This is a genomic window from Alicyclobacillus contaminans DSM 17975, assembly GCF_000429525.1.
Lineage (GTDB): Bacteria > Bacillota > Bacilli > Alicyclobacillales > Alicyclobacillaceae > Alicyclobacillus_A > Alicyclobacillus_A contaminans.
Genome location: NZ_AUCA01000002.1, coordinates 1 through 23,940, shown reverse-complemented (window position 1 = coordinate 23,940; position 23,940 = coordinate 1). Strand labels below are relative to the sequence as shown.

General features: G+C 58.7%; 24 protein-coding genes, 2 tRNA genes and 1 riboswitch. Of the genes, 13 read left to right on the top strand and 13 right to left on the bottom strand.

The genetic code is table 11. The features are described from left to right. The first annotated feature begins 52 nt into the window (after positions 1-52). Positions 53-727 (top strand): hypothetical protein, encoded by a 675-nt coding sequence (locus G463_RS0101380; protein WP_026973769.1) that lies wholly within the window; start codon positions 53-55, stop codon positions 725-727. Here G463_RS0101380 and dapF read toward each other — a convergent pair. Further along, complete coding sequence (dapF, locus tag G463_RS0101375) at positions 711-1,562, bottom strand: diaminopimelate epimerase (RefSeq protein ID WP_245575654.1); 852 nt, start codon at positions 1,560-1,562, stop codon at positions 711-713. The genes G463_RS0101380 and dapF overlap by 17 nt on opposite strands. A 190-nt stretch (positions 1,563-1,752) precedes the next feature. Between dapF and G463_RS0101370 the strand changes: the two genes are divergently transcribed. From G463_RS0101370 to G463_RS22680, 5 genes are all read left to right on the top strand, one after another. Continuing rightward, a tRNA-Leu gene (locus G463_RS0101370) sits at positions 1,753-1,839 on the top strand. A 175-nt stretch (positions 1,840-2,014) separates the two neighbouring features. Next, a tRNA-Leu gene (locus tag G463_RS0101365) sits at positions 2,015-2,101 on the top strand. A gap of 188 nt (positions 2,102-2,289) precedes the next feature. Then, entirely contained in the window at positions 2,290-2,526 is a 237-nt protein-coding gene (locus tag G463_RS0101360) for a hypothetical protein (RefSeq protein ID WP_026973767.1), read from the top strand. 608 nt (positions 2,527-3,134) lie between these two features. After that, on the top strand, positions 3,135-3,329 hold the full coding sequence (locus G463_RS0101355) for an RNA-binding protein (RefSeq protein ID WP_026973766.1): 195 nt from the start codon (positions 3,135-3,137) through the stop codon (positions 3,327-3,329). Positions 3,330-3,545: 216 nt separating this feature from the next. Beyond that, positions 3,546-3,683: a hypothetical protein gene (locus tag G463_RS22680; RefSeq protein WP_156900042.1), complete on the top strand. Its 138-nt coding sequence runs from the start codon at positions 3,546-3,548 to the stop codon at positions 3,681-3,683. Between the two features lie 103 nt (positions 3,684-3,786). On the opposite strand, the gene G463_RS18055 is transcribed toward G463_RS22680, so the two are convergent. Beyond that, positions 3,787-4,473 carry a C40 family peptidase gene (locus G463_RS18055; RefSeq protein ID WP_051321777.1) on the bottom strand — a complete coding sequence of 229 codons (687 nt, stop codon included), beginning with the start codon at positions 4,471-4,473 and terminating at the stop codon, positions 3,787-3,789. Between the two features lie 2 nt (positions 4,474-4,475). Then, a riboswitch (cyclic di-AMP (ydaO/yuaA leader) is annotated at positions 4,476-4,634 on the bottom strand. Positions 4,635-4,783: 149 nt separating this feature from the next. Here G463_RS18055 and G463_RS0101340 point away from each other — a divergent pair. The 3 genes from G463_RS0101340 to G463_RS0101330 all read left to right on the top strand — a co-directional run bounded on the left by G463_RS0101340 (position 4,784) and on the right by G463_RS0101330 (position 6,884). Then, entirely contained in the window at positions 4,784-5,491 is a 708-nt protein-coding gene (locus G463_RS0101340; RefSeq protein WP_026973765.1) for a CoA transferase subunit A, read from the top strand. A 49-nt stretch (positions 5,492-5,540) separates the two neighbouring features. Continuing rightward, positions 5,541-6,209, top strand: coding sequence for a CoA transferase subunit B (locus G463_RS0101335; protein ID WP_026973764.1), 669 nt, complete (start codon positions 5,541-5,543; stop codon positions 6,207-6,209). 189 nt (positions 6,210-6,398) lie between these two features. After that, on the top strand, positions 6,399-6,884 hold the full coding sequence (locus G463_RS0101330; RefSeq protein ID WP_026973763.1) for a flavin reductase family protein: 486 nt from the start codon (positions 6,399-6,401) through the stop codon (positions 6,882-6,884). A gap of 63 nt (positions 6,885-6,947) precedes the next feature. On the opposite strand, the gene G463_RS0101325 is transcribed toward G463_RS0101330, so the two are convergent. Beyond that, entirely contained in the window at positions 6,948-8,183 is a 1,236-nt protein-coding gene (locus G463_RS0101325; protein ID WP_026973762.1) for a cation:proton antiporter, read from the bottom strand. Positions 8,184-8,306: 123 nt separating this feature from the next. Here G463_RS0101325 and G463_RS0101320 point away from each other — a divergent pair, with 123 nt between their 5' ends. Continuing rightward, positions 8,307-9,008, top strand: coding sequence for a M48 family metallopeptidase (locus G463_RS0101320; protein WP_026973761.1), 702 nt, complete (start codon positions 8,307-8,309; stop codon positions 9,006-9,008). A 174-nt stretch (positions 9,009-9,182) separates the two neighbouring features. Then, positions 9,183-9,836 (top strand): sulfocyanin-like copper-binding protein, encoded by a 654-nt coding sequence (locus G463_RS0101315; RefSeq protein ID WP_026973760.1) that lies wholly within the window; start codon positions 9,183-9,185, stop codon positions 9,834-9,836. Positions 9,837-9,876: 40 nt separating this feature from the next. Here G463_RS0101315 and G463_RS18050 read toward each other — a convergent pair whose 3' ends face one another. The 6 genes from G463_RS18050 to menB form a co-directional block, all read right to left on the bottom strand. Then, positions 9,877-10,443: a TlpA family protein disulfide reductase gene (locus tag G463_RS18050; RefSeq protein WP_051321776.1), complete on the bottom strand. Its 567-nt coding sequence runs from the start codon at positions 10,441-10,443 to the stop codon at positions 9,877-9,879. A 12-nt stretch (positions 10,444-10,455) separates the two neighbouring features. Continuing rightward, on the bottom strand, positions 10,456-11,289 hold the full coding sequence (menH, locus tag G463_RS0101305) for a 2-succinyl-6-hydroxy-2,4-cyclohexadiene-1-carboxylate synthase (RefSeq protein WP_084171115.1): 834 nt from the start codon (positions 11,287-11,289) through the stop codon (positions 10,456-10,458). Next, positions 11,277-13,028: a 2-succinyl-5-enolpyruvyl-6-hydroxy-3-cyclohexene-1-carboxylic-acid synthase gene (gene menD, locus G463_RS18045; protein ID WP_035485075.1), complete on the bottom strand. Its 1,752-nt coding sequence runs from the start codon at positions 13,026-13,028 to the stop codon at positions 11,277-11,279. Before menD ends, menH begins: the two co-directional genes overlap by 13 nt. Beyond that, the gene (locus G463_RS21475) at positions 13,025-14,482 is read right to left on the bottom strand and encodes an isochorismate synthase (RefSeq protein WP_051321775.1); all 1,458 of its coding nucleotides are present in this window, start codon (positions 14,480-14,482) and stop codon (positions 13,025-13,027) included. Before G463_RS21475 ends, menD begins: the two co-directional genes overlap by 4 nt. Continuing rightward, the gene (gene menE / locus G463_RS0101290) at positions 14,464-15,963 is read right to left on the bottom strand and encodes an o-succinylbenzoate--CoA ligase (protein WP_035485072.1); all 1,500 of its coding nucleotides are present in this window, start codon (positions 15,961-15,963) and stop codon (positions 14,464-14,466) included. Before menE ends, G463_RS21475 begins: the two co-directional genes overlap by 19 nt. 69 nt (positions 15,964-16,032) lie before the next feature. Next, entirely contained in the window at positions 16,033-16,851 is an 819-nt protein-coding gene (gene menB, locus G463_RS0101285) for a 1,4-dihydroxy-2-naphthoyl-CoA synthase (protein WP_026973757.1), read from the bottom strand. A gap of 186 nt (positions 16,852-17,037) precedes the next feature. Here menB and G463_RS0101280 point away from each other — a divergent pair, with 186 nt between their 5' ends. Beyond that, positions 17,038-17,946, top strand: coding sequence for a 1,4-dihydroxy-2-naphthoate polyprenyltransferase (locus G463_RS0101280; RefSeq protein WP_084171129.1), 909 nt, complete (start codon positions 17,038-17,040; stop codon positions 17,944-17,946). A gap of 68 nt (positions 17,947-18,014) precedes the next feature. Here the strand turns inward: G463_RS0101280 and G463_RS21470 are convergent, their stop codons facing one another. From G463_RS21470 to G463_RS0101260, 4 genes are all read right to left on the bottom strand, one after another. Further along, entirely contained in the window at positions 18,015-20,462 is a 2,448-nt protein-coding gene (locus tag G463_RS21470) for a peptidoglycan-binding protein (RefSeq protein ID WP_051321773.1), read from the bottom strand. A 391-nt stretch (positions 20,463-20,853) separates the two neighbouring features. Beyond that, positions 20,854-22,764, bottom strand: coding sequence for a DUF255 domain-containing protein (locus G463_RS18030; protein ID WP_051321772.1), 1,911 nt, complete (start codon positions 22,762-22,764; stop codon positions 20,854-20,856). 79 nt (positions 22,765-22,843) lie between these two features. Next, entirely contained in the window at positions 22,844-23,002 is a 159-nt protein-coding gene (locus tag G463_RS23905) for a DUF255 domain-containing protein (protein ID WP_342663808.1), read from the bottom strand. Between the two features lie 207 nt (positions 23,003-23,209). Next, positions 23,210-23,434 (bottom strand): DUF5348 domain-containing protein, encoded by a 225-nt coding sequence (locus tag G463_RS0101260; RefSeq protein ID WP_035485069.1) that lies wholly within the window; start codon positions 23,432-23,434, stop codon positions 23,210-23,212. 147 nt (positions 23,435-23,581) lie between these two features. On the opposite strand from G463_RS0101260, the gene G463_RS18025 reads away from it, so the two are divergent. Continuing rightward, a partial coding sequence (locus tag G463_RS18025; RefSeq protein WP_483756921.1) for a coiled-coil domain-containing protein occupies positions 23,582-23,940 on the top strand: 359 nt, incomplete at its 3' end.

Here is a 23,940-nt window from a genome sequence, read left to right as displayed (position 1 = left end):
AGTTGACGATGTATAATGCAAGTACAGCGGTTTCAAAAGGAGTTGACGACACTTGGCCCATCCCTTCTGGAGCTACTGGACGCTGCTCAGCCGCCTGGTTCCACTGGACCGATTCGGCGAAGCTGCCGCATTTGACAGTTCCCTCGAAACGGCGACAGTCCGGGCGGTTTGGACCAGTCTCTGGGCCGGTGTGATCACCGCCACCGCAGTTCTGATGCACCACATTCACGCCATACGGTTCGAGTTCCACCGCTTATCCTCACCACACCCACAAGCGGCCATCTGGTTTGGCATTGCCCTCGCGGTGGGGTGGCTCGCGTCCGGTCCCGCCTGCTACGGCCTGCTTCGGCTCTACACACTGGTTCACCATGTGCTCGTCTTGAACGTTTTCAAATGCCGCGGCCAACGGTTGCGGCTGCTCAATCTCCACACGCAACTGCTTCCGCTCACCGCGCCCTTGGCGGCGGCTTACGCCTGCTGGCCGGTGGCGCCGCGTCTGGGCGCCAGTCTCACCACCGCCGTGGTTGCCTACAGCGTCTGCATCCAGGCTGTCGCATACAACGCGATTTTCCACCGCCGTCGGCTGGGAGGCTTGGGATTGCTCCTCGGAGGCTCGGTCATCACCTGGTTTGTGCTCGCTGTCGGTGCCCTTGCCATCGCCATCTCCGTCGCAGTGCTGTGCTTTTTTGCGCTGTTGCTGCTGCGCGCGGTCAGGCCCGCAGGCTGAGCGGCAAGTGATATTCGCCCGTAAATACCTCGACGGCCTCCCCCGTCATCAATACACGGCCGTCATCCGCCATCTCAATATCCAGGTCTCCACCGAGCAAGTGGACGCGTACCCGTCTATCCAGCCAGCCTTCTCGAACGCCGGCCGCCACACTGGCGCACGCTCCCGTGCCGCACGCGAAGGTGATGCCGGATCCGCGTTCCCACACGCGAAACACCAGTTCCTTTCGATTTCTCGGACTGACGAATTCCACATTCACCCGGTTCGGAAAATACCGATGCCTTTCCAACTGGGGGCCAAAGACGTCCACCGGCACCTCCTCCGCGGACGCCACGGGCAGCACCAAGTGCGGGTTCCCCATCGATACCGGCAGTCCGCGAAAAGTTTCGTCACCAATTGTAATCTCAACCCGTTCCCCTTCGTGGGCGGGACCTTGATAGTCCACGGCCGCCGGGCCAAACCGGGGCACCCCCATGTCCACGGTGACCGAATTCACCCGCCCGTCGGCTCCCACATGCACCTCGGCCTCGACCACACCGGTCTGCACCTCAATCCGGAACGTTTGAGATTGCACATATCCGCGTTCGTACGCGTACTTCGCCACGCAACGCAGCCCGTTTCCGCAATTCTCCGCTTCCGATCCATCGGCGTTAAAAATGCGCATCCGAACCTCCGCATGGGCAGAGGGTCCAATGAGGATGAGCCCGTCCGAGCCTATCCCCTTCCGCACATCACTCACCGCCATCGCAAGACTCGGCAGCGAAATGCCCGACAAATCTTCCTCAAACTCACTGACGTACAGATAACAATTGCCCAGCGCATGCATCTTCGTCATTCTCACGCTGCCCCGTCACTCCTTCACCGGGCTTCACTTCTGCATCGCATCGCCCGTCCTGCTGCCGCATCCAACGTATGCTTTCAGTCTATCACACCATCCGGGTCTATGCGGCGAGGGAAGGATTCTTTGCACACCCCCTTGCACAATACCAGGATCCACGCTATAATGTGTCTCGTCGCTTCAATACGCGGTCGTGGCGGAATTGGCAGACGCGCAAGATTCAGGTTCTTGTGGGCGCAAGCTCGTGGAGGTTCAAGTCCTCTCGACCGCACCAATTGCATACATAGTAAAATCCCTTCGCCGACGGCGGAGGGATTTTTGTTGTGCACGTCGGTGCTCGACGGGAATCCCTTCGTGCGCGCCCGACTTTGGTTCGATTTTCCACTTGCATGATCACGAGGAAGCTTGTACAATAGCCAATGTCGCTGCTGAACAGCGCAACCGAATATGCGGTCGTGGCGGAATTGGCAGACGCGCAAGATTCAGGTTCTTGTGGGCGCAAGCTCGTGGAGGTTCAAGTCCTCTCGACCGCACCAGACAATGATTTCAACTCGTGCGATGTCCCATCTGGGGCTTGTACGAGTTTTTTACTGTAGTGCACGGTTTCGGCCGGTCTGCGGGAACGCGTTCGGTGACCGTCTGCTCATGCGTTGTGTACATGGTATCGAGCGCGTTCGCGAACACTAGAGATGCTCAGATTTCATGATTGCGAGGAGTGTTCGCCGTGACCGATATTCCGTTTGTTGAACCACCATCCGTTCGCACCACGCCCAAACAGGCGCCCAAACTCGGCAAACCAGAGGCTTCGCCAAGAAAAACAAAGCAGACTGCCCCCGTGAGTTCCTTGGTTGACGTGGACAGTCCGGATGATTTTCGGTATGAAGGACGAGTCGATACAGATTCTTTGCCATCGCAGCAGACACGCTGCGTTCCCGTGGACAACCCGGACGATTTGGAGTAGCAGGCAACACCTATCCGCGTCAACTGAACGGCCGGACGAATCCTCCCGGTTTCTGATGAGCAGCACACACGCCATACGGAAAAACGCCGCTTGCTGATAAGTGAAACACGGTGCGCATCCTCCGCTTGACCGAAGAAGCGTTTACCAACAGCCCACAGTGCGGACACCATACCAGCGGACTTTCGTCCGGCCGATTCCGATAATCGACCATGTGCAGCATCTCCCTTTCTGGTGTAGTTGCATGTCGAATGTCAACACAATAACACGTTGAGCGACAGAAAGGTGTCGAACGATGTCGCTGCGCCAAAAATAATTTCGTGTTGCCAACGATGATTTCCCGGCCTCCGTCCACGCCGGGGTATAACGGCTCGGCGTCTGGGGCATCGTAGTCAGTGTAAGGAGGCTGATGTGTGATGGTGACGCAAACCTTCTGATGTCTTCATCGGCAAGGGGTGTGGTTGCGACAATACGTCAGTTCAGCCTTACCGCGAACGGGGCGGCGACGCAGGTCGACCGCCTCTTCGCCATCGCCAAGCTGGCACCGAATACTGGATTCGGCTGCCATCCGGCATCTTTCAGGGAACCGAGACTGAGTTGGGGGGATGGCGATGAAAACATCACCGCGTACGCCGGGCTATGCATTTCGTCACTTCGATGCGCACAGGTTTCGCGCAGATGCCGTGCACATGCTGCACAAATACGACATCCGCGGCAACCATGAAACCACCATCCCTCCGCGGACGGCCGACGGTGAGGATGCTGAACGCATCGGTGACCGTGGCAAACGCTCTCCACTCAAGTGATGGCGGTGTCAGGAAGGTGCCAGCGTCGGCCCTTTCCTGACGGTCCCGCAGTGAGGTGACGTTTCGACAGATCGTTTGAAAATTCGATGAAACCGTGACAGAAGCTTCACAATACCGCTTCCCTATGAGGTTGCGCGCCAGGCGCCACGTGGTACACTGGTGCCAAGCAAGGGCGGATGGTTGTGGATGAGGAAGTGGCATAAGAAGGTGAGTACAATGCAGACCCCAGACAAAATCAATCCGATGGCTCATTTTGAGAGGATATGGCGCATTGGCGAACGGATTGCGGTGCTGGCCGCAGTGATGATTGTCAGTGGTACCATTGGCTACGTTTCCATCCATGCACTTGCCTAATCGACTGCGTGATACGCGGTATATTTGGCCGATGCTTATGTTTCATGTAAAAAGGGCGCGTCTGCGCCCTTTTTGCATGGGTACCCTCCGAATATCCAGTGAATCAGTGTAATAAATCCCGCGCTCCGACATAATGTCCTCTCCAGTAACTGTCGGACAGAGAGGCCAACTGAACTCCGCTCCCCTGCGCGCTGATGAACTGATTTCCTCCAAGGAAAATACCCACATGCGATGCCCCTGGACCGTTTGTATTGAAGAATACCAGGTCACCGGGTGCCAGATTGGCGGACGAAACCGCTTGTCCCATTCCATACATGCTGTAGCTGGAATGCGGAAGGTTCATTCCGAAGTGCCCATAGACGTACGCGACCAACCCGGAGCAGTCAAATCCACGCGGTGAAGATCCCGCCCACTGATACGGTACACCGACGAATTGCCTCGCATAGGACGCGATGGCCTGCCCCTTTTCCGCGAGAGCGGTGTCCAACAGCCCGCCCCCAGAGCGGCTGCTCGTCTGGGTGCTTCCCGGAACGGCCAGGCGTTGTCCAACCCGAAGTACAGAAGATGAAGAGAGGTGATTCAACTGTTCCAGTGTGCTCACCGTGGTGTGGAACCGCTGTGCAATCGACCACAGGCTGTCCCCCCGCTGAACCACGTAGGTTTTGGTGGAGGCGGCTGCCTTCGTGGCCAGGTGCACTGACGACGGCGCCTCGGATGCAAAAGCCGTGGCCGGCATCGCAGCCATGGCGGCCATCGCGGATGCCGTCATCCATCGAAACCAACGTTTCACGCACAAAGCCCCTTTGTTTCCTGCGAGGTTAGTTGACGGGCTCGGGAAAAAGGGCTGTCGTTCCCTACGGCCGACGGTTCAGTGGTCCCGTGTGCCGATTCGCCCCAAGATTTGCGAAGTCCCCCGCCTCTGAGCGCCACAGAGTTCGGAATAATGAACACGCTAGTCTAATTATAAAGATACCTTCCCAATTCGGCAATCAAAGATTCCTAGAATTCATAGAGTACGAAACCGCTTGCAAAATGGTCGGCTGGTATGCGGTAATGAAAGTACGACGTGCTGTACTGCAGCCAGACGGGAGGGGTTGAATGTGAATAAAGTTTTTACATCCGCTGCGGAGGCGGTGCGAGACATCCCCGACGGAGCGACCCTATTGGTCGGGGGATTTGGATTGGTTGGCATTCCGGAACACTTGATTCTCGCGCTGCGCGACCAAGGGACGAAAGATTTGACCTGTGTCAGCAACAATTGCGGTGTGGATGACTGGGGACTCGGACTCCTGCTCCAAACTCGGCAAATTCGCAAAATGGTGTCCTCGTACGTTGGCGAAAACAAGACCTTCGAGCGTCAATTCCTGAACGGCGAACTGGAGGTGGAACTGGTGCCGCAGGGCACCCTCGCGGAACGAATTCGCGCCGGCGGAGCCGGTATTGGCGGCTTCTACACGCCAGCGGGCGTGGGTACCGTCGTGGCGGAAGGCAAGGAAACGCGGGTCATCGACGGGCGTGAGTACGTGTTGGAACTGCCCATTCGGGGCGACTTTGCGCTGATTAAAGGGTGGAAGGCAGACACACTCGGCAATGTCGTATACCGAAAGACGGCGCAGAATTTTAATCCCATCATGGCAACGGCGGGGCGCGTGACCATTGTCGAAGTGGAGGAACTGGTGGAGCCCGGCGAGCTCGATCCGCACATCATTCACACACCGAGCATTTACGTGCAGCGCATTGTCGTCGGCGCCTGCTATCAGAAGCGCATCGAACGGCGAACCACGCGTCCGCGCCCAGCTGCGGAGTGACACATGGAGTGCATCTTCGGTTTCTATCTCGCGAAAGGAGAGATTGACCTTGCCTCTCACACGTGATCAGATTGTCCAACGGGCTGCCCTCGAGATTCAAGACGGGCATTACGTGAATTTGGGCATCGGTATGCCCACCCTGGTTGCGAACCACCTTCCGGACTCCATCACCGTCATTCTCCATTCGGAGAACGGATTGCTGGGAACCGGCCCCTACCCCTATGAAGGAGAGGAAGATCCCGACCTCATCAATGCTGGCAAAGAGACGGTGACTGTTTTGCCGGGCGCCTGCTACTTCGATAGCGCCGAGTCCTTTGCCATGATTCGCGGCGGTCACATCGACGTGGCGATCCTCGGTGCCATGGAGGTCTCCGAACAAGGGGACCTGGCCAATTGGATGATTCCAGGAAAAATGGTGAAAGGCATGGGTGGTGCCATGGACCTCGTGCACGGAGCGAAGCGGGTCATTGTCACCATGGAACACGTGAACAAACAGGGCGAACCCAAGCTGCTGAAGCAATGTCAATTGCCGTTGACCGGCAAGCGGGTAGTGCACAGGGTGATCACGGATTACGCCGTGCTCGACATCACACCGCAGGGCTTCTTGCTTCGGGAAGTGGCCGAGGGGCATACGGTGGACGAGGTTCGACGCCTCACCGGCGCCGACGTTCACCTCTCTCCCGAAGGCGTCACCACCATGCGAACGTCGCGCGCATAATTCGCCCCCAGTGCCGCCGTTCAGCCGACAGCCGAGCTTCTCGGCTGTCGGTCCTTTCACACCGCTGTGCGCCCTAGCCTTTGATTCCGCTTTGGGTTGCGCTTTGATACAATACAGAAGGTGCAGCTGTGGAATCATCTTCACGGTTCAGCAGCTGTTGTCTATGACGCACGAGAGGAGGCTCCCGCTGTGCCAGTGAGTGCAGACGATTTCCGGCAGGCGTTGGGCCGGTTTGCCAGCGGCGTGACCGTGGTCACAACCACCGATGCAGAAAAGCTCGGCGGAATCACGGTGTCGGCTTTTTGTTCATTATCTCTCCAACCCCCGTATGTGTTGATATGCATTGACAAACGATCCACCCTGATTCCCATGCTGCAGCGCAGCCGGGTGTTCGCTGTGAATATCTTGAGTGATGCACAGGCTCACTTGTCGAATCAGTTCGCATCGAAAAGCGGAGACAAATTTTCCGGCGTCGCCTACCAATTGGGTCAACTGGGCGTTCCCCTGTTGGAAGACGCGCTGGCCCATGTGGAATGCAGCGTACGGCATGAATGGGACGGTGGGGACCACCTCGTCTTCGTCGGCGAAGTCGAAGCCACGTCCGTTCACCCGGATGGGCAGCCCTTGTTGTATTATCGCGGACAGTATGGCCGATTCGAGGCGCAAAACGCCTGACCACGAACTGCAAAACAGCCAATCGAACCGTTGTCGATTGGCTGTTTTGATGGATACACTCTCTCAGATCTCCTCCACTGGTGCGTCCACGTTCAGACCCAGGCGCTGCGCCACCCATGGTGTGGTTGTGGCCTGCACCAAAATGGTGGCCAGAATGGCCAGGAATGTAATGGCTCCGACAATATCGGCGCCCTCAACCTCCGAAGCGGCCATCATGCCCGCCAATGCGGCGGGAATCACGCCGGTCTCGCGCACCCAGAACATGAACATCACTTCCCGGGCCGACCACCGCGCCCGCCGATCCACCAAGACGGACGATAGCACGGACGATGGACGTGCCACAAACATCAGGATGGCCACCAACAGCAGCCCCACCCACAGATAGCGATACACCAGGTGAAAATCCACTTGCGTGCCGAGCAGGACGAAGATCAACATGCGAAAGATCAGCGTCACCGCATTGCCGGTGTGATGAATGTTGGCCTCGGTCTGCCGCGCCAAGGGCCAGCCGAACGTCGAGCCGTTCCCAGCAACGACGCCGGCCGTAAAAGCGGCCATCATCCCGCTGGCATGCACCATATCGGCGACCGTGAACGCGCCGAGCGCCAGCGTCAACATGACGATGGATCCGTACTCGTGAAACACACCGAGCCCCTGTTTCGACACCAACCACAGGGCTGCCAACCCGAAAACGAAACCCACCACAAGGCCCATCACGGCAGACGACACGAACGACCAAACGGGCTGGTACCAGGGCAGACTCGCGCCGGAGGTGACGAGACGGATGAGCGTGAACACCAGCACGGAGGCGGTCGCATCGTTGAACGCGGATTCTGATTCCACGGTTTGTTGAAGTCTCGGTTCGATGGGAACGCGCTGAAACACCGGAATGAGCGTCGCCGGATCTGTGGATGCAATCACACTGCCTACCAGCAGGGACACAAGCCAGGACGTGCCCAACAGGAAATGGGCAAACAAACCGACCACGAAAGCGGATACGAGAACCCCCAACGTGGCCAGCAAGCCGATGCTCAACCACACCTGGCGCAAAATCGCCATGCGCACGGCACGGCCTCCTTCAAACAAAATCAAGGTTGCGCCCACATTCAGAACGAACTGGTTGACCTCCGTGCCGGTCGGCTCCGAAATCCAGTTGAGGACGGCCGGTCCGAGCAGAATGCCCAACAGCAGATACGCCGCCACATCGGGAATGCGCGGCTTTTCCGTCAGCCTTCCCACGATGAGCCCGCCCACCAGCACCACGACCAGCACCGCAACGGCATGACTCCAAGAATTCATATGTAGCAACGCCGGATACCTCCAAACCCAAGACGATTCCAACCGACGCTACCGGTCTACCAGAGACCAGGCATCCAGTATATCATATGGAGGCAGTCTCATGGCTTGAGGAGGAATAGGACCGTGGCAGTCCCGTTTCCCGAACGTGTGCAAATCGTACGCAGTCCCCGCCGAAAGAAGACCGTCACATTGACCGTCGAGCGCGGTGTTGTCCGTGTGCTCGTGCCGGCCGACCTGCCGGAGGTCGTGCTGCAACGCATCCTGAAGTCGCGGGAAGCATGGATTCGGCAGCAGTTGGCGAAAGTGGAGACCGTCTCCGACCGCCCATGGCATGAGCGATCGTACCTGTTTCACGGCAAGGCATACCCTTGCCGTTACCATCACCAGCCGAACCAACGCCGTTGGACGTGCACGCTCGAGGATGGCGCGTTTCACGTGTCCGGCCCCAAGGCGAGCCCTGCAGAATCAGACATTCACACGGCATTGTTCCGCTGGTATCGAATGATGGCACGCCGGGACTTTCTGCAGCGATTGGAGCGATGGCGCACGGTCATCGGCGTCACCTATCTCAGAGTGCGCATCGGGAACCAGCGAACACGCTGGGGCAGCTGCAGCAGCCAGGGCAGCATCCAGCTCAATTGGCGGTTGATTCAGGCACCGCCAACCGTCATCGACTACGTCGTCGTTCACGAACTCTGCCACCGTCTGGAAATGAACCATTCGTCGCGCTTCTGGAACCACGTGGAACGAACCCTTCCGGATTACCGGGTCTGCCGGGAGTGGTTGAAAAGACACGGCCAGCGTCTGCATGAACTGCAGGTGTGAACCCACGAGAAGCACGGTTCACAGAACAAGCGCGCCGGACAGCCAATTCCCAACGGACGGAGAAAACGCTATACTGGTACTGCCCAGCTCACGGCTCGGCATATCAGTCCGAAAACTCACGGAATATTCAGCCTCTTATCTCTCAAAACCCTGTTGAACACGGGAGGATGAGCCATGAAAATTTCTCCACTGGGTGCCCTCATCGTCAGTTGCGGAGGCGTATTGGCCATCATACTCTGGGTCATTGGGTACATCTTTCTCCCGAATGACGTAACCCATCGCCAGCTGTCAGCCAACCCCAAAATTCAGACCTCCGTGGCTGTGACCGAGACCAACACTACGTCGAGTACGGCACCGCAAACCGCCGCCTGGTACGCGCTGGACAAGGCGCCAAAAACCCTGGATCTCAGCATTACCTCGAACAATGGAGACAATCCCATGAACTTCAACGGATACAGCAAAGGCGCCCTCAAGATCACGGTGCCCGTGGGCTGGACGCTCAAAGTGACGTATACCAATCAGCAGACCACCGCCCACAGTGTTGGGTTTGTCCCATTCTCGGAGCGGGAATCCCCGAACGGATCGTTCACCCCCGCATTTCGCGGTTCCACCGGACCGGCGGACAAATTTCAAGCGGGTGTCCCCGAGAACCAACCTTACTCATTTTCCTTCGTGGCAGATAAAGCGGGACAGTACGCGATGGTCTGCGGGATACCCGGTCACGCAGCCGGAGGCATGTGGGACGAATTCGACGTGGATGCCAAGGCCAGCGCACCCACCATCACGACGGGCCAAGGAACGGTGACGGTTCATCAGACACAATCATGAGCCCCTACCAACCGGCCGCCCCAACACCGGGCGAACGGTCTCATCCGCTGTGTTTCAGGACTTGATCCAACATCTGCTGCAGTTCTGATCTCGTGACGGCGCCGACGTGCGCGACCACGACGGCGCCAGAGGAGGAGATGATGAAGGTGGTGGGTGGAGCAATGACGCCGTAAGCGTCCACGAATTGACCGTGCGGATCTACCAATGTCAGATACGAAATGCGATGGTCTCGCACAAACCGCTCCGGACCCGATTGACTCATCTCCGTTTGGGAGAAATCCACACCGACAAAGGTCACGCGGCCACGATACTGATGGGACAAGGCGTTCAACACCGGAGCTTCGTCATTGCAAGGTCCGCACCAGGACGCAAACACATTGATGACCAGCGGCTGCCGCAGCTTCAGCAGGTCATCCAGCGAGACCGTGCCGCTTCCGGTCAACTTGGGCAAATCAAAGCTGGGGGCAGTTCGTCCCTCTGCCGACGTGCCTTTCCCCACTTCGTTCACTGCCATGGTGGTTTGCGCGGGCGAGCCACACCCGCTCAATGCCACTGCCACGCATATCATCGCTGTACCGGCCAAACGCAAGGACCACCGCGCACCCATGGAGCAGCCTCCTTACGGCGTATTGGACAAAAATGAAGCAACCACCTCAACATATTCGTCCGGTCGCTCCAGATGAACCGTGTGACCGGCATTCGAGACAACCTGCCGCCGAACGTCGGGGATTCGTTGGGCCATTCGATCCGCGATATCACAGAACTTGGCATCGAGTGCGCCGGTGACCAGCAGAACCGGCATCGTGAGACGTGACAACGAATCCCATAAACTCGGCTGAACGCCCGTTCCCATGCCGCGAAGACTATTTGCCAGACCATGCGACCGCTGCTGTAAACGGATCTCTCGCTGCCGTTCGAGAACATCCGCCGGCAACCTCGACTGCGTTTCAAACAGCGGTAATTGCTCCCACCGGGCCACAAACGCCGGCACTCCGTCCGCTTCAATGGCATCGGCCAAGCGTTCATCGGCGGCCTGACGGCGGATGCGCTCCTCCTCTGCGTCCAACCCCGGAGATGCGCTTTCCAAGCACAGGCTGGCCACCCGATTCGGCGCGTCCTGTGCAATGAACAGCGCGAGCCGTCCGCCCATGGAGTAGCCCAATAGGTGAAAGCGCGCCCACCCCAACTCGGACATGACGGAAAGCACATCTCGAGCTACCACTGGCATGCGATACGCCGACACGTCCCACGGCGCGGAAGACCGCCCGTGTCCGGTGATGTCCACCGTGATACAGGGCCGCACCTGGGCCAATTGGCCCACTACCGTTTGCCAAACCGCACCGCTTCCGGTGAAACCGTGCAGCAGGAGGAGCGGCAGCGTGTCTGTGGAATGGTCCGGCGTTTGGATCACCACATACCACTCGCGGTCCTCGACGGAAATCACTCGTTCCATCGCTCCACCCCCGCCAACGCCGCATCCACGGCGGCCATCAACGCCTGGTGCCATCGTACGTTATCATCACCATCTGTCCTCAGTTCCAGCACGCGCAGCCCCGATAACGCCCACAGGTCCGCAAACGCCGTGGAGAACGACGTCCAATCCCGAACCTGACAATAGACGCCGCCGTACATCTCCACCACCGGTTCGAAGGCTAAACCGTGCGCCGTTCGAAAGTACGGGAACGTGTCCGCATGGGCCGCCTGAGGCAAAAACGAAAAGATGCCGCCGCCGTCATTGTTGACCAAAAGGACCAGCACATCCAGCGCATGCTGCTTGGCCGCCAACAGCCCGTTGAGATCGTGGTAGAACGAAACGTCACCGATGACCAGCACCGTCGGCCCCTCGTGCGCCGCCGCGGCGCCGAGCGCTGTCGAAACCACTCCATCGATGCCGCTCACCCCTCGGTTCGACAGGGTGCGCAGCCGCCGCGTCTGGCGGAGGAAAAAGTCGTCCATGTCGCGGACCGGCATGCTGTTGCCAGCAAACAACAGCGTCCCGTCGGGCAGGTTCCGAGACAGTTCCACAAACAGGCGCCCCTCGTTCCATGCCGGCTTCTCCGCCCACTCTGCGACGACGTTCCGGGCGGTTTCATTCAGTCGCATCCACTGTTCCGTCCACGCGGATCTTTGTCCACGCTCCACCTCACCCAGCAGGACGTGGCAAAAGGCGGCCGGATCCGCATGCACGAGATGCGTCGCGGTCAGGAACGGATCGACCCATTGTGTATTGGGGGAGATGACCACCTGCATCGCGTCACCACATTGCGACAGGAACTGCCCGAGCGCCTTCGAAGTTGGCGTGCGCCCAAACCGCAGCACGACATCCGGATGATGCGCTTGCTTGATCCGGTCCGTACGCAGAAACAGGTCGTACGTGTCCATCACCAGTTCGGTCGACGATGGGGCACCCCGCAATTGCGACAACGGATCAGCCAAGATTGGCCACTGCAGGGCATCGGCCAAGGCCAACAGTGCATCGGCAGCCTCCTCGCTATCCTGCGGGCCGCAGATGATAAGCCCCCGCTGTGCCTTCCGCACCAAGGACGCCACCTGGAGCACGGCCGGCCGGCTGGGCTGCAAGTCCGCCGCGTGCCAGGATTGCAGCAGGCCTTCCTCGGGACCAACGTCGGCTGCCCAAGCGGGAACCTCCCGAGGCGGCACGAGCGGTTCGCGGAACGGCCAGTTGATGTGCACGGGTCCCCGTGGTGCCGAGGAAGCTTGGACCACGGCGCGCCACGCGGTGGCGCGTGCGTGGCGAACCAATCCGGGTTCCGGCACGGGGACGGGCATCTCCACCGACCATTTGGCGTAATCGCTGTACATGAACGCTTGACGAACGGTCTGGTTGCTGCCCACGTCGTGCAGTTCCGGCGGCCGATCCGCCGTGATGAGAATGAGCGGCACCTCCGACTGCCGCGCTTCCATCACGGCCGGAAAATAGTTGGCCGTGGCCGTGCCGGACGTGCAGATGAGCACCGTCGGGCTGCCGCTCGACCGCGCCAGTCCCAGTGCAAAGTACGCCGCGGATCGCTCATCGAGCAACGTCCACAGTTGAAAGCCGCCGTGCCGAGCCACCGCCATGGTGAGCGGCGTGGACCTCGATCCGGGTGAGATGCACACATGCCGAACGCCCGCCCGCCGGAGCGCTTCCACAAACGCGGTGACAACGTACAAGCCGTCGTTTTCCGTCACGGGCTGTACCTCCCTTCGAGCGGCAGCAGCGCAGTTCGAACCGCCCGCATTTTCATCCACGTCTCCTCCCACTCAAGGGCTGGATTTGAATCCCCCATGATGCCGGCGCCTGCGAACACGTACGCCGTGTCGCCCCGCACCAAAGCGCTGCGCAGCGCGACCGCGAATTGACCTTCGCCACGGCCGTTCATCCACCCCACGGGGCCCGCGTACCAACCGCGTTCCAAAGACTCGCGCTCGGCAATCACAGCGAGCGCCTTCTCGCGTGGCCGACCGGCCACGGCAGGCGTGGGATGAAGCTCGTCCACCAAATCGAGCACCGACTGCTGCTCCCGCCGTCGTCCCCGGATGGGCGTATGCAAGTGCTGCACGTTGGCCAGGCGCTTCACCTGCGGTGTCGGTGGCCAAGTGAGATCCAGGACATCTGCGGTTTGCAACTGTTCCACAATCCACGCCCGAACCACCTCGTGTTCCAGGCGATTCTTGGCACTCTCCAACAACTGTGCTGCCAAGTGTTCATCCTCGTCGGCAGTGCGGCCGCGCGCCTCCGTACCGGCCAAACAGTCCACATCGACCGTCTCCCCGGACACCGAGACCAGCCGCTCGGGGCTCGCCCCGAGAAAGCACTGTCCACTGTGCCAGACGGCGAACACCTGACTGTCGGGATACTTGCCTTCGAGCTCCGCCAATACATCGGCCAGCGGCCGGTGTATGCCATGCACCGCCTCATACCGAGCTAAGACCACTTTTTCGTATTGCCCGCTGCGAATCTCGGCCGCACTGCTCGACACCTGCGCACACCAAGCGGCCTCCGCCATCGGTCGACACGGAGGCACGGGTTCTTTCCTCCCATGGATTCCGGACGCCGCTGCCCCCCGTTCGAGCCACCGCAGCTCTCGGCGAACGCCCTCCAACTGCGTCTCCAGTTCGTCCGCCGTGTGAATGGCAACGGTTGCAACCACCCGCGCGGTGTCCTGACCTTGCCATTCCACTACGATGTGGGGGAGCACGAACTTCGCTTCAGGCCACCCTTCCCACATTTGCGATGGCCGCTTCGGAGCAAACGACATCCCCCCGAACCAGCGCACATCGGCTGCGGCTTGCCGAACGTCCGCAGCATCGGCGGAATGGATGGCGTACGCGTCCATCTGCCGACGCAGCCCTTCCACCCGTCCGGATCCAGCGCCTGTGATCACCAGCGCCCGTCCCAATGCCAAATATGCAGCGGAAGCACCGGGCAACGCCCAGTACATGCGTTCACTGTCTTCCGGATCCGCACCGGCCAGCTGCCGCAGCCGCTCGCGCGACACCGCGCGTTGAAACGACGCGGTGACAATCCAGCCGCAATGCGGATGCTGGGCGGTATTCAGCGCACAGTGCGCCGCTTCCCGCAGCCGGTCAATCACCGTTTTCGCGGTCGGATTCTGTTGTTCCATCACTTGCTGTCCAGCCATTCGCGCAACTTCCTTCGCATCAACTTTCCGGAGGCGTTCCGCGGCAGCGCGTCAACAAAGTAAAACGCCTTCGGCACCTTGTATCCAGCCAATCTCTCCCGGCAATGCCGTTCCAACGCTTCGGCCAGGTGTATGTCTTCTCCGGCCGCATGCACGAAGGCCACCGGCACGTGTCCCCACTCCGGGTGCGGTTGACCGGTTACCCCCACGTCCAATACCGCTGGGTGTGTCGACAAAACGCTCTCGATTTCGGCCGGATATACATTTTCTCCTCCGGAGACAATCAGGTCCGTCCGCCGATCCAGGACGTACAGATACCCTTCCTCATCCAGATACCCGATGTCCCCAGTCTGAAACCATCCATCGCGAAACGCGGCCGCCGTGGCCTCGGGCCGATTCCAATACCCCGGTATGACCGTGGGGCCACGCAGCACAATCTCGCCCACCTGATTGGCTTCGACCGGCCGCCCCTCGACCCACACGGCCACCTCCGTGACCGTCAGCGGTTTTCCAGACGATCCGAGCTTTCGCAAGCCATCCTCCGCTCGCAGCGTCGTCACCTGTGAATTGGCTTCGGTCAACCCGTACGACTGGGAAACAGGAACCCTCAGAGCCTGGCATCGCTCCAACAGGGCGCGGGTGGCCGCGCTGCCTCCCAGCAAAACCGCCCGCAACGACGCTGGATACGGCCGCTGTCTGTCCGCCAACATGCGTTGAAGCATCACCGGCACCACAGACAGAAGGTGAATCGATCCCCTGTCCAGCGCGGCATTGACTGCCGCAGCATCAAAACCATTGTGAACCACCGCCGTCGTCCCGTAGATGAGACTGCGCATCAGCACGGATAGACCGCCCATGTGGAACAGCGGCATCGGCGCCAACCACCGGTCTCCGCGGTGAACCCCGAACAGGAGCGCGCTGTTCATGGCCGACCACCACTGATTCCCATGGGTGATGACGGCCCCTTTGGGATGCCCGGTTGTACCGGAGGTATACATGATGGCCAGCGGTTGCTCCAACGCAATGTGCGCACGCCCCGCCTGAGATCCTGCGGTCCCATCCACCACCGCCTGTGGCAGAGCCACCGCGGTCACATGGAACCCCAGTTCCCGTTCGACGGCGTGCGTCAGCGAGGCGCTGTCTTCGTCGTGAATCACAACCCGGGCGCCCGCATCCCGAAGCTGCCAGGCCAATTCCGAAGGGGTCAACCGCAGGTTCAATGGAACCGCGATGGCGTCCGCCTGCATCACCCCGTGCAGGCCAACCGTGAACCACAGGCCTCTGCGGCACAACAGCGCCACGGGTTCACCCGGCTGAACACCGGACTCCCGCAGGACGCCCGCCAACCGCCGAGCCACTTGCAACAACTCCGAATAGGTGAACGCTCCGTCCGGCGCCTCAATGGCCACCACATTTGGATGGTCGGCTGCCCGTTTCGACAGCCAATCGGGCAAAATGGGCAGGATTGGATTCGCTTCCATCCTCACACCTCCCGCCAATAAAAAACCAACCGCCCCACCTGTACAGGAGGGGCGCCGCTTGCAATCCGGTCAGGGCAGCCGCGGGAACTTGCTGAAGTCCGGTTTGCGTTTCTCGAGAAACGCGTTCTTCCCTTCCCGTGCTTCATCCGTCATGTAGTACAGCATCGTGGCATCTCCCGCCAACATCTGCAGACCAGCCAGACCGTCCGTGTCCGCATTGAACGCCATTTTCAAGAAGCGAATGGCAATCGGGCTCTTTTCCAAAATTTCACGCGCCCATTGAATGGAGGTTTCCTCCAGCTTGTCCAGGGGCACCACGGTGTTGACCAATCCCATTTCCAATGCTTCCTGCGCGGAATACTGGCGGCACAGGTACCAGATTTCCTTGGCTTTCTTATGTCCCACCGTCCGCGCCAACAGCGTTGCACCATAACCGGCATCAAAGCTGCCGACCTTCGGCCCCGTCTGCCCGAAACGGGCATTGTCCGCCGCGATGGTGAGATCGCAGACCAGATGCAGCACATGTCCGCCGCCGATGGCGTACCCAGCCACCACGGCAATGACCGGTTTCGGCAGTGCGCGGATTTGTCGCTGCAGGTCCAGGACATTCAGGCGCGGCACGTGGTCGTCCTCGCCGACATAGCCGCCGTTTCCGCGCACGCGCTGGTCTCCCCCGGAGCAGAATGCCTTGTCCCCCTTTCCCGTCAGCAGAACCACACCCGTTTCTGCGTCATCTCGCACGTGGTTGAACGCATCAATCATTTCCTTTACCGTTTCCGGGCGGAAGGCGTTGTGTACTTCCGGGCGATTGATGGTGATACGCGCGATGCCCTCCGCCTTTTCGTAAATGATATCCTGATACGGTTTCACAATTTTCCAGTCCAACATGTCTGTCCTACGCCTCCGTCTATCCATCTATGCGTTCCCTCGAGCAGGTTGTCTACCACAAACCAGATCCAGTATAGCAAACTCCATAGGCACCCGAAAGTTAACCAATTCCTGCGCATTGTCTGGCCGCCCCCCGTTTGATAATATCGAAGGATGGTAGACTAACAGGTGGGGGAGGCTTCGATTGTGACTCTCCGCAGTCAATTCTCAGTCTGGTGGCGCCTGCTGCGCCCATTCACGTTGACGGCTTCCTTGGTACCCGTGCTTATTGGCACAGGGCTTGCCGTGTCGGAAAACCAGTTTCGGCCGTCCTTATTTATCTGCTTCTTGTTGGCCTCGATTTTGATTCAGAGCGCGACGAACATGTTCAACGAGTACTACGACTATCGTCGGGGGTTGGATGATCACAACATGGTCGGCATCGCGGGGACCATCGTGCGCGATGGCGTTCACCCGAAAGTCGTGTTGCGACTCGCTTGGTTGTTCGTCGCCTTGGCCGTACTGCTCGGCGTGTACATCTGTGCAGCAACGTCGTGGTGGGTGGCGGTGGTGGGCATATTGTGTCTCTGCGTCGCCTACTGCTATTCGGGCGGCCCCGTGCCGTTGGCCTACACGCCGTTCGGCGAGTTGGCTGCGGCCGTCGCCATGGGACCGGTCATTGTGTTGCTCGCCTACTACGTGGAAACGGGGAAAATTACGGGTGACGCGTTCATCACGTCAATCCCCATCGGACTGTTGATTGGCGCGCTGCTGCTCGGAAACAACATCCGTGATATGGAACAGGACAGAGCCGGCGGCCGGCGGACCTTGGTGATTTTGCTGGGTCGCGACGCAGGGCGAATTCTGTTCGCGACGGTGTTCGCCATCACCTATCTGATTGTGCTCGTCCTCGTCATCCTGGGCGTGCTGACCGCGTGGGAACTGCTGGTTCTGCTGACGGTGCCGACGGCCGCATACGTGGTGAAGCAGTACTACCGGTATACGGAGCCGAAGCAACTGCACCCGGCGATGAAGGGCATCTCCGTTTTGTTGCTCCGATTCGGGGCACTGATGTTTGTGGGCTTTCTCTGCTCCACCTTTCTCTCATTTCGCTGAGCCTCATCTCGTAAAACGGGCGGGCCGTGCCTTCGCACAGCCCGCCCTTCTCACATCACCGCCATCCATCACTTTCGATACGATGTCGGCGCTGGCAGTTTGCTCAATTGGACGACCTGTCCGTCCAAATACGCAGTCATCTGCTGACCCGTCTGCTGGTTCACCCAAAGAATAGGAATCATCCCTGCGCCATCCGGAGACGGTGTATTGGTCACCACGTAATCCCCCACGTGCACGGAATCCAAGTGGCTGCTGCTGCGTGAATCCCCGGCGTATACCGTGGCATCGTATCCTCCTTTCACCTGTGCGCGATACACATTGGTAAACGTGAGATAGTTTTCGTCCACCCATCCGGACACGCCGTTGCTCGCCGTCACGTGACACCATTCCGTCACAATGGAGTTCGCGAGATACCCCTGTTCCATGCTGTCCACCACGAGTTTGGTGCCGTTCGGCAAATAGTTGTTGGCGGGGAACATGGTGTTCCAGGTGGTCGCATCGACGACACCGGTCGCACTCAGGTCATGCTGGCTCTGCCACGTGGCCACCGCCTGCTTCGTCATCGGGCCGTATATACCATCCGCCGTCGTGCCGACCAGGCTTTGGATCTTTTTCACCGCCGAGCTGATGTTGTAGCTGCCGCTCACCTGTTGCGTACCCGGGAACATGTTGGAGGAGCCGGTTCCGGGATCACTGAACACGCCCAACTGGCCGATGGCACTGCTGGACACCGTCGCAGTCGCGTGGTTCATCCGGTAGATGGGTTCCCCCTTTCCCGCACTGACGGGAGGCTGCACGTTCTGCGGGTATTGCGGATAATCACTCGCCTTCCCACCCGTTTCCGTCACAAATTGCTGCATCACATTGGCAATCCCGGAAGACCAATTCGGGTCTGTGGCGTAATGCTGGTTCATTCCGTCCAAGGTCGGAGTCACATAGTACATTGATCCTGGCTCGAGATAATCATTCCGGACGAAGTACGCTTCATATTGAATCGCGTAGTCGGAGGACGGAAACGTTCCGGCGTAATCCGCGGGATTGCTGTCATAAGCTCCAAATCCAAACAGGTTGTTTTTCGCCTGATAGATGGAGCTCGTCCCCCAGGCTGTCTCGATGATGGCGTGACTGACCAGATAGGTGGCATCCACGCCGTATGAGTTCTGCGCGCGAATGAAGGAAGCGCCAAGTCCGGCCAGGGGCGATGAATGACTGGTCAACCACTGGTCAATCACCGAAGCGGTCACGCTCGACGGCGCCGGGAACCGGAGGTCCACATTCTGATACGGGTTCTCCGAACTGTTGGTGCTCACCAGTTTCCCGCTGTAATGACCATCGGTGGTCACCAACAGGTAGTACTTTCCGTTCACCAGGAGGTATTTCTCACCCGTTGTGGCGAAGGTCGGCGCCGCCGTACCGGTGGGGCCAGATTGACTGCTTGTCCACTGGTCTCCGTTCAGATAATAGTAGTTGGCCGGATACTGCACGACGATATTCGCCAATGCATCCACCACATATCCCTGAGGCTGGTTTTGAATGGACGCCGCCGCAGCCTGCTGAGAGGTATAATCGCCAACGACCTGTCCGGGGCCGCTGAACGCGCGATAATCCGGAACTTTGTACACCACGTTTCCATAACCGTCTTTGACTACCGCGCCCGGCACCGTGGAAGCAGCCGCCTGCGCGTCTGACTTGCTGTAGTAATCTTTCACCTTGGTTCCGTTTGCGTTGTACACGGTGAACAGCGTCGACTGCTGTGCCATATACCAATTCGTTCCATCCCAGTCGGTCGGTTCCACAACGCCGACTCGTTGCAATTCGTTCATCACATACCAAATCGGCATATACGTGGTCGTTGTCTTATAGCCGGTCGCCGGATCTTTGTATACAATGCCATCCACCCGCTTGACCAGTTTTCCATTGATTTCAATCTGCAGGGAACCGGTCCCCACATCAATGGGCGGATTGCTGAAATTGGCCGTCATCCCTTGCGGCAGTTTGAGGTTCCAGTGGGTCCCGTCCCAGGTGGACTGAATGTTGATGGTTGCGAGGGCCTGCTCCACGTACCAGATGGGGATGTACGTCGTGTTGTTCCAGACGAACGCCATCGGACTGTTCACCTGTTTTCCGTTCATCCAGATTTGCGTGCTGTGCAGGTCTCTCTGTCCGGGTGATCCGCTGCTGCCGGACGTGGATCCGCCGCTCCCCGTGGACGATCCGCTCAATCCCAGCGCGCTCCACGTCGCCGGTCCCACCACTCCATCCACTGTGAGGTGATGATCCTTCTGAAACGATTCCACAGCACTTTGCGTCGCTTTTCCAAAAACGCCATCCGGCGTGCCACACGAATATCCTTTCGCATTGAGCGCTGTCTGCAATGTCTTCACGCTCGCGCCCGTATCTCCCAACTGCAGTGTCGGCATGGCCGCGTACACGTAGGTCGGGGTCACGGCTCCAACGCCTGCGGGCGTGAGCACCCCCATTGCGAGTGCGGCCATCAGCCACTTCTTTCCTTTCACTTCGACGCCTCCTTCATCGATAACACACGGTCAACACTCAAGCTGCTGCCGAAGGTGGCAGTCAAACAACCCTTGCCTGAACGGCGTTTTACGCACTCCATGACAAATTGCAAAAGTTCCGATAGCATGATGGCACAGAGAGGGGCAAATCGCTGCACGCGCATTCACCGGCTTCGCCAAGGCAGTGCGTCGCGCCGGAACAAAGCCAGCCGACCTATGTCCATACTACTAGACTCCGGCTCGGACTTCTAGTAGAAATTGCCGCAGGTTCCGGAGTTGTGGTTCCAATGGCAAGGAGCGGTCAGCAATCCGTGATGACGCCCGCTCGTCACGACCGCTCCATTGCAGCGTGTCCATTTCCATTTCGGAAGGAAGTATTTGAAAAGCTGATTCACTGCCCCCCATCAACGGGTGTGCAGATTCGTGTCAGCGCCTCCGTTACATCCACCATCGGCCGATCGCACGCAAAGTATTCGCAGAGATAGGTCGCCGTCCGGTCCGCGATGGGCCTCTGCGATTCCAGGAATGGAGCCAGTTGGACCATGGTTTTCAGCGCCGGCCCCGTCGTCGGACGATGTATCACCACTGCATTCGGCAAAAAGGTGCGCTGCAGCGCGGTCAATAGCTGCCGCGCACGGCCGTCTCCGGCATCCGCCACCACAATCTCTCGCGCTCCGCCCGTTGCAAACTGATACGCCATGAGAAACATCGTGTGCCCCATCGGAAAGTGCCCGACCTGCGCCGCAAACGCGGAAAAGAGGCGACTGGCGAAGTCTTCGTAATGGGTCCGGCCCGTCAATCTGGCCAATCTCACCAAATTGTACGCAGCCACCGAATTTCCGGATGGTGTGGCGCCATCGTAGATTTCTTTCGGTCTGGCAATCAATGCTTCCGCATCCCGGCCGTAAAAGTAGAATCCACCATTCTCGTCGTCCCAAAACCATTGGAAGGCATCTTCCTGCAATTCGAGAGCCCGTTCCAAATACAACGGCTCATATGTGCTTTCGTATAACTCGATGCAGGCCCAGGTGAGAAACGCGTAGTCGTCGAGGTATGCAAGATGGGCGGCATCCCCATCTCGGTACCGTGCCAGCAATCGCCCTTCTCGGGTCCGCAGCCGACTCTGAATGAATGCATGCGCTCGCTTTGCCGCATCCACGTATTTCGGTTCGCCAAATGCCGCTCCCGCCTTTGCCAGCGCCGCAATCATCAATCCATTCCAACCGGTCAGCACTTTGTCGTCTCGATGCGGATGAACCCGCAATGTCCGGTGGTTGTACAGCTTCTCGTTTGCCCGCCGCACCTCGTCGGCCCAGGCCGACGGATCTATCCCTTCAGCCTGGCAGAACGACTCATGTGAGATTGCAATCCGGTTGGGGATGTTCCTGCCTTCAAAGTTGCCTTCCTCAGTAATGTCGTAGTATCGACAATACCGCTGTCCCAACGCTTCACCCAGGACTTCCACAATTTCGTCGGGCGTCCACAGGTAGAATTTCCCCTCTTCTCCTTCAGAATCGGCATCCTGTGCCGAGTAAAATGCCCCTTCCGAATCGGTCATCTCGCGCAAGACGTATGTGAAAATGTCTTCCGCGAGTTGCCGGTAGGTTCTCGACTGCGTGATCTGGTACAGTTCCGTGCACACCATGGCCATCAAGGCGTTGTCGTACAGCATCTTTTCAAAGTGGGGAACCAGCCACTCCCTGTCCGTCGCGTAGCGGGCAAAGCCGAATCCCACGTGGTCATATATACCGCCTCGGTACATCGCCCGGACCGTCCGTTCGACCATCTCGAGGGCGTGCTTCTCTTGGCGAGCGTGGCCATAGCGGAGCAGGAACATCAGGTTGTGCGGCGTGGGAAACTTCGGCGCATCGCCAAATCCGCCAAACGTCTCGTCGAGCGCTTCAACAAACCCGGCATACGCCGCATCCAGCCAGTTGTCGTCGGGATCCCCCTCCATCGTGCTCTCCATCGCGGGTTTCAGTTGGGCCAGAATTTGCAGGCTCGCCGCCGTGATTCCGTCGGGATCGGCCGTCCAGCGCGCGTGAATGGTGCGCAAAATCTCGAGCAATCCCATACGACCATAACGCCGCTCCTTTGGGAAATAGGTCCCCGCGAAGAACGGCCGCTGCTCCGGCGTCATCACAATGGTGAGCGGCCAGCCCCCCTGCCCGGTCAGCGCCTGACAGACCGTCATGTAGATGTGGTCAATGTCCGGCCGCTCTTCGCGGTCCACCTTGACGGCCACGAAGTGTTCATTCAACACGCGAGCTACTTCTTCGTCTTCAAACGACTCCTGTTTCATCACGTGACACCAGTGACAAGTCGATAAATTGCCCCATCAGTATTTGGTAAAATAAACGCATATTCGTAGCCCCGCAGGGCTACGAATAGCCGATTGACAAAAAGACTGGCTTACTCTCACGTTTGGCCTTATGAAACGCTTCCGGAGACCACGGATACCAGTCGACCGGGTTGTACGCGTGCTGAAGCAGATATGGACTCTTCTCGTGTATGAGCCGATTAGGTTTTCGTTCGCTCATCGGCGAGCCTCCTCGAAGTATTCTCACTTTGAGTATAGCCGTAAAAAATGACATCGACGCATTATCACGCTGGTGTCGCCTGTTCCATCTGTTACTGCCGGAGCATAGCATCCGAAATCTGACGGTGTAAGTTGTCCCGGAAATGATGGGTTCATTGTCAATAATGGCGGGAAGGAGGTCGCCCCCCTGCCCGCATTGTTGAACTGACTAGATGTTGATGGAGATCAAGTACGTTTTGTTCTTCATAAGCGCGAGTGGAACATCGCCCATGATGACGTACCATGTCCGCCCCATCTCGATTCGGCAGTCTACCTTTCGGCGCCCCATGTGAAGCTGAAAGCCCTCGCCGCAGTGCAGGGCAGTCATCTGCTTCCCAACATTCGCAAACCAACGGTCATATTCTTCGACGTACCGCAACACCGCTCTCCTCATTAACACAACTCCCCTTGTATGACGACGTTCACAATGTGGTCGTCGATGATGTGGTGCTTGATCTGTGCACCGTGAGCGTCAAATAGCGCACACCTAGCGCCAGGCCCTCTTCTGCGAGATGATCCCCCAAGAATCCAATCATGTACCATGGAAAACACAGTGACGGTGACCATCGACCAAATTGAATCTCTGCAACAGCGCTGCGCAACCCTGGAGTTCAACTCCGAGTTTTCCTGCTCCAGGGTTGCGCAGCGCTGTTGCAGAGATTCAATTTGGTCGATGGTCACCGTCACTGTGTTTTCCATGGTAAAGAGATTTCGGCCGCTGTGTCGAAATCTCTTTACCATGGAAAACACAGTGACGGTGACCATCGACCAAATTGAATCTCTGCAACAGCGCTGCGCAACCCTGGAGCAGGAAAACTCGGAGTTGAAGAAGCAGGTGAAGCTGCTGCTGGAAGAGCTTCGCCTGGCCCGCCATCGGCATTTCGGGACATCCAGCGAACG

What these genes read in the sequence shown, in the direction of transcription:
- dapF (WP_245575654.1), bottom strand. Translation starts at nt 1,562, where the DNA reads ATGACGAAGATGCATGCGCTGGGCAATTGTTATCTGTACGTCAGTGAG.
- G463_RS0101355 (WP_026973766.1), top strand. Translation starts at nt 3,135, where the DNA reads ATGAAAACATCACCGCGTACGCCGGGCTATGCATTTCGTCACTTCGAT.
- G463_RS22680 (WP_156900042.1), top strand. Translation starts at nt 3,546, where the DNA reads ATGCAGACCCCAGACAAAATCAATCCGATGGCTCATTTTGAGAGGATA.
- G463_RS0101325 (WP_026973762.1), bottom strand. Translation starts at nt 8,183, where the DNA reads ATGAATTCTTGGAGTCATGCCGTTGCGGTGCTGGTCGTGGTGCTGGTG.
- G463_RS0101315 (WP_026973760.1), top strand. Translation starts at nt 9,183, where the DNA reads ATGAAAATTTCTCCACTGGGTGCCCTCATCGTCAGTTGCGGAGGCGTA.
- G463_RS18050 (WP_051321776.1), bottom strand. Translation starts at nt 10,443, where the DNA reads ATGGGTGCGCGGTGGTCCTTGCGTTTGGCCGGTACAGCGATGATATGC.
- menH (WP_084171115.1), bottom strand. Translation starts at nt 11,289, where the DNA reads ATGGAACGAGTGATTTCCGTCGAGGACCGCGAGTGGTATGTGGTGATC.
- G463_RS21475 (WP_051321775.1), bottom strand. Translation starts at nt 14,482, where the DNA reads ATGGCTGGACAGCAAGTGATGGAACAACAGAATCCGACCGCGAAAACG.
- menE (WP_035485072.1), bottom strand. Translation starts at nt 15,963, where the DNA reads ATGGAAGCGAATCCAATCCTGCCCATTTTGCCCGATTGGCTGTCGAAA.
- menB (WP_026973757.1), bottom strand. Translation starts at nt 16,851, where the DNA reads ATGTTGGACTGGAAAATTGTGAAACCGTATCAGGATATCATTTACGAA.
- G463_RS18030 (WP_051321772.1), bottom strand. Translation starts at nt 22,764, where the DNA reads ATGAAACAGGAGTCGTTTGAAGACGAAGAAGTAGCTCGCGTGTTGAAT.
- G463_RS23905 (WP_342663808.1), bottom strand. Translation starts at nt 23,002, where the DNA reads ATGAGCGAACGAAAACCTAATCGGCTCATACACGAGAAGAGTCCATAT.
- G463_RS0101260 (WP_035485069.1), bottom strand. Translation starts at nt 23,434, where the DNA reads ATGAGGAGAGCGGTGTTGCGGTACGTCGAAGAATATGACCGTTGGTTT.